Annotated in this window: 15 protein-coding genes; 13 read left to right on the top strand and 2 right to left on the bottom strand. The window is 63.6% G+C overall.

All coding sequences use genetic code 11. The features are described from left to right. Positions 1 to 8: 8 nt before the first annotated feature. From pqqD to QY049_RS17390, 13 genes are all read left to right on the top strand, one after another. Positions 9 to 320: a pyrroloquinoline quinone biosynthesis peptide chaperone PqqD gene (gene pqqD, locus QY049_RS17450; protein ID WP_194479873.1), complete on the top strand. Its 312-nt coding sequence runs from the start codon at positions 9 to 11 to the stop codon at positions 318 to 320. Continuing rightward, entirely contained in the window at positions 317 to 1,510 is a 1,194-nt protein-coding gene (gene pqqE, locus QY049_RS17445; RefSeq protein ID WP_301269711.1) for a pyrroloquinoline quinone biosynthesis protein PqqE, read from the top strand. The genes pqqD and pqqE overlap by 4 nt, the downstream gene beginning before the upstream one ends. Next, a complete protein-coding gene (gene pip / locus QY049_RS17440; RefSeq protein ID WP_301269710.1) occupies positions 1,500 to 2,486 on the top strand; it encodes a prolyl aminopeptidase in 987 nt (328 codons plus the stop codon). The genes pqqE and pip overlap by 11 nt, the downstream gene beginning before the upstream one ends. Positions 2,487 to 2,513: 27 nt before the next feature. Beyond that, positions 2,514 to 3,191, top strand: a complete 678-nt coding sequence (locus tag QY049_RS17435; RefSeq protein ID WP_301269709.1) for a DUF4286 family protein — start codon at positions 2,514 to 2,516, stop codon at positions 3,189 to 3,191. Positions 3,192 to 3,429: 238 nt separating this feature from the next. Continuing rightward, a complete protein-coding gene (locus tag QY049_RS17430; protein ID WP_194479869.1) occupies positions 3,430 to 5,229 on the top strand; it encodes an FAD-dependent oxidoreductase in 1,800 nt (599 codons plus the stop codon). After that, on the top strand, positions 5,199 to 7,046 hold the full coding sequence (locus QY049_RS17425) for a 2-oxoacid:acceptor oxidoreductase subunit alpha (RefSeq protein WP_301269708.1): 1,848 nt from the start codon (positions 5,199 to 5,201) through the stop codon (positions 7,044 to 7,046). The genes QY049_RS17430 and QY049_RS17425 overlap by 31 nt, the downstream gene beginning before the upstream one ends. Continuing rightward, positions 7,043 to 8,098 (top strand): 2-oxoacid:ferredoxin oxidoreductase subunit beta, encoded by a 1,056-nt coding sequence (locus tag QY049_RS17420; protein ID WP_194479867.1) that lies wholly within the window; start codon positions 7,043 to 7,045, stop codon positions 8,096 to 8,098. Before QY049_RS17425 ends, QY049_RS17420 begins: the two co-directional genes overlap by 4 nt. 169 nt (positions 8,099 to 8,267) lie before the next feature. After that, complete coding sequence (locus QY049_RS17415; protein ID WP_258765665.1) at positions 8,268 to 8,888, top strand: hypothetical protein; 621 nt, start codon at positions 8,268 to 8,270, stop codon at positions 8,886 to 8,888. 32 nt (positions 8,889 to 8,920) lie between these two features. Further along, entirely contained in the window at positions 8,921 to 9,391 is a 471-nt protein-coding gene (locus QY049_RS17410; protein ID WP_301269707.1) for a DsrE family protein, read from the top strand. A 108-nt stretch (positions 9,392 to 9,499) separates the two neighbouring features. Further along, positions 9,500 to 9,823, top strand: coding sequence for a helix-turn-helix transcriptional regulator (locus QY049_RS17405; RefSeq protein WP_194479864.1), 324 nt, complete (start codon positions 9,500 to 9,502; stop codon positions 9,821 to 9,823). Further along, positions 9,820 to 10,251, top strand: a complete 432-nt coding sequence (locus QY049_RS17400; protein WP_194479863.1) for an SRPBCC domain-containing protein — start codon at positions 9,820 to 9,822, stop codon at positions 10,249 to 10,251. The genes QY049_RS17405 and QY049_RS17400 overlap by 4 nt, the downstream gene beginning before the upstream one ends. Before the next feature lie 45 nt (positions 10,252 to 10,296). Next, positions 10,297 to 10,518 (top strand): hypothetical protein, encoded by a 222-nt coding sequence (locus QY049_RS17395; RefSeq protein WP_301269706.1) that lies wholly within the window; start codon positions 10,297 to 10,299, stop codon positions 10,516 to 10,518. After that, positions 10,515 to 10,952, top strand: a complete 438-nt coding sequence (locus QY049_RS17390) for a DUF1801 domain-containing protein (protein WP_301269705.1) — start codon at positions 10,515 to 10,517, stop codon at positions 10,950 to 10,952. Before QY049_RS17395 ends, QY049_RS17390 begins: the two co-directional genes overlap by 4 nt. Before the next feature lie 197 nt (positions 10,953 to 11,149). Here the strand turns inward: QY049_RS17390 and QY049_RS17385 are convergent, their stop codons facing one another. Further along, the gene (locus tag QY049_RS17385; protein WP_301269704.1) at positions 11,150 to 12,688 is read right to left on the bottom strand and encodes a SpoVR family protein; all 1,539 of its coding nucleotides are present in this window, start codon (positions 12,686 to 12,688) and stop codon (positions 11,150 to 11,152) included. Continuing rightward, positions 12,685 to 13,968, bottom strand: a complete 1,284-nt coding sequence (locus tag QY049_RS17380; protein WP_246755707.1) for a YeaH/YhbH family protein — start codon at positions 13,966 to 13,968, stop codon at positions 12,685 to 12,687. The genes QY049_RS17385 and QY049_RS17380 overlap by 4 nt, the downstream gene beginning before the upstream one ends. Positions 13,969 to 13,972: the final 4 nt, after the last annotated feature.

Raw genomic sequence — 13,972 nt, 5'->3', positions numbered from 1 at the left:
TCGCAACGATGGCCGGGCCGCGGAACATCAGCGTCAGCGAGGCAAGCCGCCCCGTGCTGCCGCGGCATGCCAAGCTGAAATACGACGAGACGCGAAAGGTCTGGGTGATCCTGGCGCCGGAACGCGTGCTGGCGCCCGACGAGATCGCCGTCGAGGTCTTGCAGCTCTGCGACGGCAAGCGCAATGTCGGCGACGTGTCCGATCAACTGGCGGCGAAATACGCGGCTCCGCGCGAGGCGATCCTGACCGATGTCATCGCCATGCTGCAGGATCTCGCCGACAAGGGCTTTCTCACGGAGGCCAGGGAGAAGACGCCATGAGCGATGTGCTCCCAATCGTCCCGCCTGATGCCGGCGACAGCCTCGCGGTGCTGGAAAAGCAACGCTCGACGGCGGAGACCTTCGGCATCCCGCTCGCCGTGCTGCTCGAGATCACCCATCGCTGCCCGCTGCAATGTCCCTATTGCTCCAACCCGGTCGAGCTGGACCGCTCGGGCAAGGAGCTGACCACGGACGAATGGAAGAAGGTGCTGAGCGAGCTCGCCGAGATCGGCGTGCTGCAGGTGCACTTCTCCGGCGGCGAGCCGACGGCGCGGAAAGACCTGGTCGAGCTGGTGAAGCATGCCAGCGACGTCGGCCTCTACACCAACCTGATCACCTCTGCCGTGCTGCTGACGCGCGAGCGGCTCAGCGAGCTTGCGGACGCCGGACTGTGCCACGTGCAGATCTCGTTCCAGGGCATCGAGGAAGGCCTCGCCGATCGTGTCGCCGGCTACAAGGGCGGCCACCGCAAGAAGCTCGAAGTCGCGAAGTGGACGCGCGAGCTGGATTTGCCGCTGACCGTCAACGCAGTGATGCACCGGCAGAATTTGCACCAGCTCCCCGAGATCATCCAGATGTCCATCGATCTCGACGCCGACCGGCTCGAGGTCGCCAATGTGCAGTATTACGGCTGGGCACTGAAGAACCGCGCCGCGCTGATGCCGACCGTGGCGCAGCTCGACGAATGCACCCGCATCGTCGAGGAGGCGCGCGAGCGGCTGAAGGGCACGCTCGCGATCGACTACGTGGTGCCCGACTATTACGCGCTGCGACCGAAGAAATGCATGGGCGGCTGGGGCCGGCAGTTCTTCAACATCTCGCCCGCCGGCAAGGTGCTGCCGTGCCACGCCGCCGAGAGCATCACCGGGCTCGAGTTCGAATCGGTGCGCTCCAACCATTCGATCGCCTGGATCTGGCAGAACTCGGAGGCCTTCAATCGCTATCGCGGCACCGGCTGGATGAAGGAGCCCTGCAAGAGTTGCGAATTCCGCGAGATCGATTTCGGCGGCTGCCGCTGCCAGGCCTTCGCGCTGACCGGCGATGCCGCCAACACCGACCCTGCCTGCGCGCTGTCGCCGCTGCACGAGACCATCTTCAAGCAGGCCGAGCGCGAGGCCGAGGGCGAGACCAACCGCTTCCTCTACCGCAACTTCGCCGGCGGCACCCTGGAATCCGGGAATGATGCCTGACGCCGACGCTGGCACAGCGGCCAGACGCGCCGATCCCTTTGCGCCGCTTACCTCAGACATGCTCGACGTCGGCGACGGCTTCGAGCTTTATGTCGAAAGCGTCGGCTGCGCCGGCGGCATCCCCGCGGTCTATCTGCATGGCGGCCCCGGCTCCGGCTGCCAGCCCGATCACCGCCGGCTGTTCGATCCCGAGCGCATGCATGCGGTGCTGTTCGACCAGCGCGGCTGCGGCCGCAGCCGGCCGAAGGGCTCGCGCGAGCACAACACCACGGCGCATCTGATCGCGGACATGGAGAAGATCCGCGAAAAATTCGGATTCGAACGCTGGATGGTGGTCGGCGGCTCCTGGGGCGCGACGCTGGCGCTGGCGTATGCAGAGGCCCATCCCGAGCGCGTTTCCGGCATTGCGCTGCGTGCGACGTTTCTGGGCACGCAAGGCGAAGTCGAGACCGCTTTCACCTCGCGCCTGGCAGAATTCCATCCCGCGCTCTACGAGGATTTTCTGAGCGTGCTGCCGCCGGAAGAGCGCGCCCAACCGGTACAAGCCTATTATCGCCGCATCCTCGATGCCGATCCCGCCGTGCACGGCCCGGCCTCGCGCGCATGGCACGATACCGAGCGCGCGCTGTCGGAGCACAAGGCGGCCAAGACGCGGATCGACCTCGCCTCGCTCAACGTCTGGCGCACGCTGCCGGCGACGCCGTTCATGGAGGCGCATTATTTCATCAACAACTCCTTCATGAGCGAAGACCAGCTGTTGCGAAACGCTGACAGGCTCAAAGGCATTCCCGGCATCATCGTGCAGGGCCGCTACGATCTGTTGTGCCCTCCTGAGACATCCGCGCGGCTCGCAAAAGCTTGGCCGGGTTCCGAGGTCAGGATCGTGGAAGAGGCCGGACATTCGCTCTATGATGCCGGCGTGCGGGACGCGGTCATGAAGTCGATCGCCGATCTCGCGTCGAAGGCCGCGCGCTGACGCGCGAAAGCAAGGGCAACAAGAACGATGCCGCTCGCCGGGACAGGCATGCTGCTGACGTCGATGAACATCGACGCAGCGGACGAAGCCGATTTCAACCGCTGGTACGATCGCGAGCATCTGGAAGAGCGCGTCGCGATCGATGGCTTTCTGGAGGCGCGCCGCTATGTCGCGCACGCCGCCAATCCCAAATATCTCTCGCTGTACTCGACCGCGACGCTGGAGGTGCTCGACAGTCCCGCCTACCGCGCCCGGCTCGCCAACCAGACCGAATGGTCGCGGCGAACCATGGCGCATTTCAAGGACATGCTGCGCGTGGTCGCACGCATCACCATCAGCAAGGGCACCGGCCGCGGCGCCGCGCTCGGCCTGGTGCGGCTGCGCCCCACGCCGGACAATGCCGGCGCATGGCGTGATGCACTGCAAGAAAAATTGGCGCCACAAGACCGCGCAAGCATCATCTCGATGCATCTGCTCGAAAGCGAGGCGGAATTGTCGGGCGCCACGGCGGATATTCCAGCCGTGCGCAACGAAGGTGCACGCGACTGGTTCGTGCTGATCGATGGCACGCATGTCGGCGCGGTCTCGGCCGTCATTGCCGAACGCTTCACCGGCCCGGCCGCCGCGCCGTTCCCGCTGCCCGTTTCCGTCGGCACCTACAACCTGATGTGGGATCTCGCAAAGGGCGACATTGCGAGCCGCTGAGCGTCTATCCGCATTGCAACATATTGCACCGCACGCATCTTGCTTGAGGCCGTTAATGCTGTACGCGCGCAGCTCCCATGAAAGCGGGGAAGCGCGCAAATTTGGCGTTGTACTTCGGAACCGTTCCAATAAGCTAACCCGATGACGTCATTCAGAAACCAGATCGACGCACATTAAGCGTCCGACAAGCTCAAGAAGAGGCCGCCGGGTCTTTGAGCCTGCGCGGACGAGGGTAGGAATGAAACCGACCGATATCGCGGCCCCCGACTACTTTCACAAAGTGGTCGATTGTCAGTGGGCCTGTCCGGCGCACACCCCGGTTCCCGAATACATCCGACTGATCGCGCAAGGCCGCTACAGCGACGCCTATATGATCAATTGGAAATCGAACGTGTTTCCCGGAATCCTGGGACGCACCTGCGATCGTCCGTGCGAGCCGGCGTGCCGCCGCGGACGCGTCGAGGAGACACCGGTGGCGATCTGCCGCCTCAAGCGCGTCGCCGCCGACTTCAAGGACGACATCAAGCAGCGCCTGCCGCATCCGACCGCGAAGAACGGCAAGCGCGTCGCGTTCGTCGGCGGCGGTCCCGCCTCGCTGACGGTGGCGCGCGATCTCGCACCGCTCGGCTATCACTGCACCGTGTTCGACGGCGATCCCGAAGCCGGCGGCATGATGCGGACACAGATCCCGAAATTCCGCCTGCCCAATTCCGTCATCGACGAAGAGACCGGCTACATCCTGGGTCTCGGCGTCGAGTTCAAAGGCGGTCACCGCATCGAGAGCATGAAGGCGCTGCTCGCGGAGAAATACGACGCGATCTTCGTCGGCTCCGGCGCGCCGCGCGGCCGCGAGCTCGACATTCCCGGTCGGAAGGAAGCCGCCGCCAACATCCATATCGGCATCGATTGGCTCTCGTCCGTGTCGTTCGGCCACACCGACAAGATCGGCAAGCGCGTGATCGTGCTCGGCGGCGGCAACACGGCGATGGACTGCTGCCGCACCGCGCGCCGCCTCGGCGGCGAGAAAGTCACTGTGATCGTGCGTTCCGGCTTCGAGGAGATGAAGGCCTCGCCCTGGGAGAAGGAGGACGCGATCCACGAGGACATTCCGATCCTCAACTACATGGTGCCCGTGGCGTTCAAGCATGTCGCCGGCAAGCTCATCGGCGTCACCTTCCAGCACGTCAAGGCCGAATATGACGCCAAAGGCCGCCGCAACCTCGTGCCTTCCGGCGACCCCGATCAGACCATTCCCTGCGACGACGTGCTGGTCGCGGTCGGCCAGGAGAACGCCTTCCCCTGGATCGAGCAGGATTGCGGCATCGAGTTCGACAAGTGGCACATGCCCAAGGTCGACCCGAAGACCTTCGTCTCGACCAACCCGAAGGTGTTCTTCGGCGGCGACGCGGCGTTCGGTCCGAAGAACATCATCTGGGCGGTGGCGCAGGGTCATGATGCGGCGCTGTCGATCCACAAGATGCTGTCGGGCGAGGACATCACCGAACGGCCGCTGCCGGAGGTCAACGTCTCCTCGCAGAAGATGGGCATCCACGAATGGAGCTATGACAACGACATCTCGATCGACAAGCGCTTCAAGGTGCCGCATCGCGACAAGGTGATCGCGCTGAAGGACATCAAGACCGAGGTCGAGCTCGGCTACGACGTCAAGCTCGCGCTCGGCGAAGCGCACCGCTGCCTGAACTGCGACGTGCAGACGGTGTTCTCGACCTCGCTCTGCATCGAGTGCGACGCGTGCGCCGACATCTGCCCGATGGATTGCATCACCTTCACCGACAATGGCGAGGAAGGCGATCTGCGCCATCGGCTGAAGGCGCCCTCGCCGCACCCCGACCAGGATCTCTACGTCTCCTCCGATCTCAAGACCGGGCGCGTCATGGTCAAGGACGAGGACGTCTGCCTGCATTGCGGGCTATGCGCCGAGCGGTGTCCCACCGGGGCCTGGGACATGCAGAAATATTTCATCGAGATGACTCACGCAGGTTCGACATGTCCGACAAAAAGCCGATCAGCAGCGTAAACGACTTCGTCGTCCGCTTCGCCAACGTCAACGGCTCGGGCTCGGCCAGCGCCAACGAGATGTTCGCGCGGGCGATCCTGCGCCATGGCGTACCGGTGTCCCCGCGCAACATCTTCCCCTCCAACATCCAGGGTCTGCCGACCTGGTACGAGGTGCGCGTGACCGAAGACGGCCATCTCGGCGCCCGCGGCGGCGTCGACATGATGGTGGCGATGAATCCGCAGACCTGGGACAAGGACGTCGCCGGCATCGAGCCGGGCGGCTATCTGTTCTACGATTCCACCAAGCCGATGCCGTCAACCAAATTCCGCGACGACATCTCCGTGATCGGCGTTCCCCTCACCGCCATCACCAACTCGACCTACACCGATCCGCGCCAGCGCCAGCTGTTCAAGAACATCATCTATCTCGGCGCGCTCAGTGCGCTGCTCGAGATGGACCCGAAACTGATCGAGCAACTGATCGGCGAGCAATACAAGGGCAAGGAGAAGCTGCTCTCCTCCAACGTCCACGCGCTGCATCTCGGCCGCGACTGGGCTCTGCAGAACCTGAAATGCCCGATCGGGCTGCGGGTGAAGAAATCCGACAAGGTCGGCGATCGCATCTTCATAGAGGGCAACAGCGCAGCCGCCCTCGGCGCCGTCTACGGCGGCGCAACCGTCTGCGCCTGGTATCCGATCACACCGTCCTCGTCGGTGGCGGAAGCCTTCACCGCCCACTGCAAGAAGTACCGGCACGATCCCGAAACGGGCAAGGCGAAATATGCGATCGTTCAGGGCGAGGACGAGCTGGCATCGATCGGCATCGTCATCGGTGCCTCCTGGAACGGCGCGCGCGCCTTCACCGCCACTTCTGGCCCCGGCATCTCGCTGATGACCGAATTCATCGGCCTCTCATACTTTGCCGAGATCCCGGCCGTGATCATGAACATCCAGCGCGCCGGCCCCTCCACGGGCATGCCGACCCGCACCCAGCAATGCGACATCATCGCCTGCGCCTATGCTTCGCACGGCGACACCAAGCATGTGCTGCTGTTCCCGGAAGATCCGGCCGAGGCGTTCGAGTTCGCGGCGGCCGCCTTCGATCTCGCCGAGCGGCTGCAAACCACGATCTTCCTGATGCTCGACCTCGACATCGGCATGAACCATCGGCTCTGCCGGCCGCTGAAGTGGGACGATGCCAAGCAGTATGACCGCGGCAAGGTGATGACCGCGGAGATGCTGGAAGAAGGTCGCGACTTCGGCCGCTATCTCGACGTCGACGGCGACGGCATCCCCTATCGTACCTATCCCGGCACACATCCAACCAAGGGCTCCTACTTCACCCGCGGCACCTCGCGTGATCGCTATGCGCGCTATTCCGAGGAAGGCTCGGTCTATGCCGACAACATGCAGCGGCTCGTGCGCAAGTTCGAGACCGCGCAGGACCTGGTGCCGCGGCCGCTGCAGGCCAATGCCGAACGGCCGACAAAATATGGCGTGATCTATTTCGGCTCGACCTCCCCGGCGATGGACGAGGCGATCGGCTTGCTCGAGGCGCGCGGGCATCAGCTCGACCGACTGCGCATCCGCGCCTTCCCGTTCCACTCCAGCGTGGCGAGCTTCCTCGCCGAGCACGACTTCGTCTACGTCATCGAGCAGAACCGCGACAGCCAGCTCCGTCAACTCATCGTCAACGAGAACGGCATCGATCCCGTCCGCCTCGTGCCGATCGTGCACTATGACGGCACCCCGATCACCGCGCGCTTCATCGCAAAAGCCATTGGCGACCACCAGGATCACCTCAAGGTGACCCCGCTCCGCAAGGCCGTGTCATGACCTATATTGCCAAGCCGAAGTTCCATCATCCGGGTCTGAAGAAGAACGACCTCGGCTACACGCACCGCGACTACGAGGGAAAGATCTCGACGCTGTGCGCCGGCTGCGGCCACGACTCGATCACGGCCTCGATCATCGAGGCCTGCTACGAACTCTCGATCGAGCCGCACCGGGTGGCAAAAATCTCCGGCATCGGCTGCTCGTCGAAGACGCCGGATTATTTCCTCGGCAATTCGCACGGTTTCAACTCCGTGCACGGCCGCATGCCCAGCGTGCTCACAGGCGCCAACCTCGCCAACCGCGACCTGATCTATCTCGGCGTCTCCGGCGACGGCGATTCCGCCTCGATCGGCTTCGGCCAGTTCGCGCATTCGATCCGGCGCGGCGTCAACATGACCTATATCGTCGAGAACAACGGCGTCTATGGTTTGACCAAGGGCCAGTTCTCGGCCACCGCCGACCGCGGCTCGAAGAGCAAGAAGGGCGTGACCAACACCGACAACGCCATCGACCTGGTCGCGATCGCATTGCAGCTGGGGGCGACCTTTGTTGCGCGCTCGTTCTCCGGCGACAAGACCCAGCTGGTGCCGCTGATCGCGGCCGCGATCCGGCACAGGGGCGCGTCCTTCATCGACGTCATCAGCCCCTGCATCGCCTTCAACAACCACGCCGGCTCGACCAAGAGTTTTGATTACGTCCGCGAGCACAACGATGCCGTGAACCGGCTCGACGTGCTGGTCGGCCGCGATCCCATCGCGGTGGACTATGCGCCAGGCACGGTGCAGGTGGTCGAGCAGCATGACGGCAGCAAGATCGCGCTGCGCAAGATCGACGCCGATTACGATCCGCATGACCGGCTGGGCGCCCAGACCTTCCTCGCAAAGCACGCGGCCAAGGGCCAGATCGTCACCGGGCTGCTCTATGTCGACCCGGACGCGGAAGATCTGCACAGCCATCTCAACACGGTCGAAACGCCGCTCAACACGCTGGAAGCGGACACGCTGTGCCCGGGCTCGGCGGTGCTGGACAAGATCAACGCCAGCCTGCGGTGACGCATTACCGGCATCGGTCCTTGACCTCTCCTGCGCAAGGGGGAAGCCTGGAACCTTGCGCGAGGCTGCCGGAGCGCAGTTGAACGCGCCATGCGCGGCTTGCGACTAACGGCCAGTTGGCCCTCGCCGCGCGATGCGGGCCGTCCATGGCTGAAGCCCCGGTGTCATCATGAAGCTTGCCCTCATCCTTCCGCTGGCCTTTGTGGCCTTCATCGGCGTCGCCCGGGCCGAGGAGGCCGGCGACATCCACGAGGCCACCGCGAGCGAGGCCGAGGCCTTCAACGCGCGCATCTATGCGGGACCGCCCGGCAAGACGGCCTATGCTTGCTTCGTCCGCCGCTACGATGCCGCACATCTGGCGCAGCATCCGAAGCAGAAGGTCGCCTCGATGAAGCTGCTGGTCTCGGCGGAGACCTACGAAGTGGACAATCAGCTGCGCAACTCGTTCCGGCTCGGCTTCCGCTATCGCAACCGCAGCAGCGATTTCGACTCCAGCGGCTCCTGCCACCACGCGGTATTCACCAAGGACGGCAACGAGGTCCGCCTCGGCTGCGGCGTCGATTGCGAGGGCGGCGGCCTCGGCATTGCTCTGTCGAAGGACGACAAGTCAGCCATCGTGCGGTTCGAAAGCATCAGGATCTGGCTGCACGACAATCCGACTGAAGATGAAGACCGAACGCTGGTCGCAGGCCAGGACGACGGGATTTTCCGGCTCGACCGGGTCGACAACAGCGAGTGCGCCGCGCTCGTGACCGACCGCAAGGAACTCGCCGCGCTGCGCCACAAGTGATATGTCTCTCAGCAAAATTGAGGGAGATCGCCATGAACCGCCGGAACATCTTGTGGAGCACCGTCTCGGCGCTGGGCGCAGCCTTTGCCGCATCGCGCGCCAAGGCTGCAACTGAAACGGCTGCGACTGAAAAGTCAGATAACAAACCGGACAAGCTGAAGGTCGTCTATCACCTCGCTGACGCCGACAAGGTCAATTTCGTGCTCGGCAACATCCAGAACCACATCGACGGCGTCGGCGGCCCCGACCATGTCACGCTCGCGCTGGTGATCCACGGCCCGGCGTTGAAGGCGTTTCACTCCGCGCAAGCCAATCCCGATATCAGCAAGCGGATCGGCGATTTCTCCAAGGACGGCGTCGAGCTCGCCGCCTGCGGCAACACGATGAAGGCGCAGAACATCACACTGAAGGATCTGCTGCCGGGATTCGTGAGTGCGGAGAAAGGCGGCGTGGTTCGTTTGGCCGAACTTCAGTCGCAGGGGTATCTGTATTTGCGGCCGTGAGCCGCGAAGGGTCATCTCGTCCTCCGCAATGACGGTGGAGAGGCACTTGACTTACCCATAACCCTGCGGTTATGAGTTAATCCATAACCTTTGAGTTATGGATTTTGCATGTCCACCACACCCGATCTTCTGTTCCGGACGCTCGCCGACCCGACACGGCGGGGGATCTTCGAGCGGCTGTGCCGCGAGGGCGAGCAGACGGTCGGGGCACTGACGGCGCTGTCAGGGGTTTCCCAGCCGGCGGTGTCAAAGCATCTCGGCGCGCTGAAACAGGCGGGCCTGGTGCGCGACCGCCACGAGGGACGCCAGACCCACTACAGCGCGCAGCCCGGTGCGCTCAATCCGCTGATCGACTGGACCGGCCAGATGGCCGGGTTCTGGCAGAACCGGCTCGATGCGCTCGACGATCTCCTGAAGAGGATGGACCAATGACCGAAGCTGCGACCGAAACACGTTCCGTCATCATCGAGCGCGAATTCGCCTATCCACCTGAAAGGCTGTGGCGGGCGCTGACCCAGCCGCACCTGATCGAGGAATGGCTGATGAAGAACGACTTCAAGCCTGATGTCGGTCACCGCTTCAATCTGCGCGGCGAATGGGGCGGCGTGCTCGACTGCGAGGTGCTCGCCATCGAGCCGCAGCGTTCCCTCGCCTACACCTGGAATTTCACGCATGAGGATGCGGCCTACGACCTCAAGAGTGTGGTGACGTTCACGCTGACGCCGCAAGGATCAGGCACGCATCTGCGCGTCGAGCAGGCAGGCTTCCGTCCCAGCCAGAAGCAGGCCTATGGCGGCGCGCATGCCGGCTGGAAGCAGTTCTTCACCAAGCTGGACGAGCTGCTGGCGCGGACCGAATAGTCCGGCCCAGACGTCCATCCCGATTTTACGCGGAGGAGACTTCAGATGAGTTCGAACATGTGGATCAGGCAGATCCATCGCTGGCTGTCGATTGCCTTCACACTTGCCGTCATCGCCAACATCGTTGCGCTGACCATGCGGATTCAAGCGACGTGGATTGGCCTGATGGCCTTCGTGCCGCTGATTCCACTGCTTGCGACCGGGCTATACATGTTTGCTCAGCCCTATCTTGGTCGTCGCAGCAGCGTGAACGAGGCACGATCATGAAGAAAGCCGTGACCGCAAAGAAGAGCAGCGTGAAGGAGGCGGACGGCCCGTCACCCTCGAAGCGGATCGACGGCCGGATCAAGGAGCTCGGCGACTGGCGCGGCGAGACGCTGAAGCGTATCCGCGCGCTGATCAAGGAGGCCGATCCTGATGTCGTCGAGGAATGGAAATGGCGCGGCGTTCCCGTGTGGGAGCACGACGGCATCATCTGCACGGGCGAGACCTACAAGGCGGTGGTGAAACTGACCTTTGCCAGGGGCGCGGCGCTGGACGATGCGGCCGGCCTGTTCAACTCCAGCCTCGACGGCAACGTGCGGCGCGCGATCGACATCGGCGAGGGCGCGAAGATCAACGAGAAGGCGTTGAAGGCGCTGATCCGCGCGGCGGTGGAGCTGAATATGTCGAAGACGAAACCGGCAAAGCGTTCCGAATAGGAGTACAGCCACGGACGTCTTCCCTTCTCCCCCTGTGGGAGAAGGTGGCGCGAAGCGCCGGATGAGGGGTCTCTATCAGCAGGGAAATGCCGAGAGATACCCCTCACCCCAGTGAATTTGCATCTACCAGCGTCGTTGCCCTCTCCCACAAGGGGCGAGGGCACATTCACGCGCATCCCGCCGCGCAATCAGCGGCCTCACGCCACCGCCGCCGGGATCGGGCGTGGGCTGACGACGTATTCGCGCAGCACCTTGTCGTTGGCATCGACCTCGATCAGCGTGACATCGTAGGTCCAGAGATCGGCGAGGTGCTGGAGCACGCGCTTGGTGTCGGTCTCGTTGAGCTGCGCGCCCTTGATGACGCGGTGATGCAGGATCAGCCGGCGGTCGCCGGAAAGATCGACGTCGACCACCTCGATGTTGGCGTCGATGAAGCCGACATCGTGCTGCCGCGCCAGCTCGCGGCGGACGCGGCGGAAGCCGCGCTCGTCGTGAATGGCGTCGACCCGGATGCCGGCGCGCTCCTCGGGATCGTCGTGGAGGTGGAACATGCGGAAATGCCGCATCAGCCTCGGACTCAAGAACTGGCCGATGAAGCTTTCGTCGCGGTAATTGGCCCAGACGTCGCGCAGCACGCCCATCACGTCGCCCTTGCCGGCGATGTCAGGGAACCACTCGCGATCTTCATCTTCCGGATTGGTGACGATGCGCTCGATGTCCTGCATCACGGCAAAGCCGAGCGCATAGGGATTGAAGCCGGAGTAACGCGGATCGTCGAATTCGGGCTGGAACACCACATTGGTGTGCGAGCCCAGGAATTCGAGGAAGTTGCCGTCGGTGATGCGGCCCTGCTGATGCAGCCTGGTCATGATGCGATAGTGGACGTAGGTCGCCGTCCCCTCGTTCATCACCTTGGTCTGGCTCTGCGGGTAAAAGTATTGCGCGATGTGACGGACGATGCGCAGCAGCTCGCGCTGCCAGGGAGCGAGGCGCGGCGCGCTCTTCTCCAGGAAATAGAGCAGGTTTTCCTGCGGCAGGCCGAGCAGCTTGCGGCGCCGTTCGAGCGAGATCGCGGTCCGGGCCTTCGAGGCGCCCTTGGGCACGGTACGCCAGAGGTCGTTGAAGACTTCCTCCTCGTGCTGGCGGCGGCGCCCTGCCCGCTTCTCCTCCTCGCGCAGATCCAGCTGCTTCTTGCCGGGATAGCGGTCGATGCCGTGCGACATCAGCGCATGCGCGGCGTCCAGCGTGCGCTCGACCTCGGCGCGGCCATAGCGCTCCTCGCACTGCATGACGTAGTTCTTGGCGAAGTCGAGATAATCCAGGATCCCTTCCGCATCGGTCCATTGCTTGAACAGGTAGTTGTTCTTGAAGAAGTGGTTGTGGCCGAACGCGGCGTGCGCGATCACCAGCGTCTGCATCGTCGCCGTGTTCTCCTCCATCAGGTAGGAGATGCAGGGCGAGGAGTTGATGACGATCTCATAGGCAAGGCCCATAAGGCCCTTGCGGTACGACGCCTCGTGATACGCGAAATGCTTGCCGAACGACCAGTGCTTGTAGAACAGCGGCATGCCGACGGACGAATAGGCATCCAGCATCTGCTCGGCGGTGATGACCTCGATCTGGTTCGGGTAGACGTCGAGCCCGAGATCCTTCATCGCCACCTCCTCGCAGGCATCGGTGATGCGCTGCAAGGTGTGGAAATCCCAATCGGCGCCTTCGAACAAGCGTTCCGTCATGGAGCGGCTTTCTCCTGGGCAGTTTCGCGGCGCTGGAACAGATCGTGGAACACCGGAAAGATCTCGCTGCGCTCAGAGACCTTGCGCATCGAGAGCGGTGCGCCGCCGTTGCGAAGGCGCTCGTAGAGAGTCCAGAGCGAGGAATCGGAGAGGTCGAAGGCGCTGCCACCTGACTCCCCGACCTCGAGATAGGCGAAGAACTGGCAGACCGGCAGGATCTTCTCGGTCAGCAAGAGGCCGGTGAGCTCGCCGTCGGAATAGGAGTTGTCACCGTCGGAAGCTTGCGCCGCGTAGATATTCCAGTCCGACGGATTGAAGCGCTCGCGCACGATCTCGTGCATCGCCTGCAGCGCGCTGGAAACCAGAGTGCCGCCCGAGGCCGGGCCGTAGAAGAAGGTCTGCTCGTCCACCTCCTCGGCGCGGTCGGTGTGGCGGATGAAGACGATCTCGACATGCTTGTAGCGCCGCTTCAGGAACACGTAGAGCAGCATGTAGAAGCGTTTCGCCAGATCCTTCATGTGCTCGGACATCGAGCCGGAGACGTCCATCAGGCAGAACATCACGGCCTGCGCGACCGGCCGCGGCACCTTCTCGTAGCGGCGGTAGCGGATGTCGAGCGGATCGATGAAGGGGATGCGCTTGGTCTTCGCCTTCAGCTTTTCGAGCTGGGCGACGAGTTCGGCACGCTCGTCCTCGTCGGTGGCGGCTGCGATCGCAGCTTCCAGCTCGTCGATCTCGTCCTTGCTGGGACGCCTGAGCGCGATGCGGCGGGCGAGCGCCAGCTTCACGGTGCGGCTGACCGAGATATTGGCGGGCGAACCTGACGTGGTGTAGCCGGCGCGCTGGATGCCTTCGCTCTCGGTCTGCGCGATCTTGCGCTTGGCGAGGTCCGGCAATTCGAGATCGTCAAGGAAGAGATCGACGAATTCATCGCGACTCAGCACGAAGCGGAAGGCGTCCTCGCTGTCGCCCTCGCCCGGACCCGAGTCCTTGGCGCTGCCCTGGCCCTGGCGCTGGAGATAATCGCCCTCGATGAATTTCTTGTTGCCGGGCAGAACCATGTCGCGGGTCCCGCCCTCACGGCGGAACCGCGGCTCGTGCATGCCGTCCAGCGGGATCGTGACCTCACCCCCCTCCAGGACATCCTTGATGTCGCGTTCCTGCGAGGTCTTCTTGACGGCGCCCTGCACCAGGGATTTGGCCCGACGCAAGAACCGCTGGCGGTTCTCGAGACTCTTGCCGCCTGGATTCAGGCGCCTGTCAATAATGTGAATGGCCACTTTC

Origin of the sequence: Bradyrhizobium sp. WYCCWR 13022 (assembly GCF_030435535.1) — a bacterium.
Taxonomy (GTDB): domain Bacteria; phylum Pseudomonadota; class Alphaproteobacteria; order Rhizobiales; family Xanthobacteraceae; genus Bradyrhizobium.
Note: the sequence above shows the minus strand (reverse complement) of the source record. Positions and strands in the feature narration are given on the sequence as shown.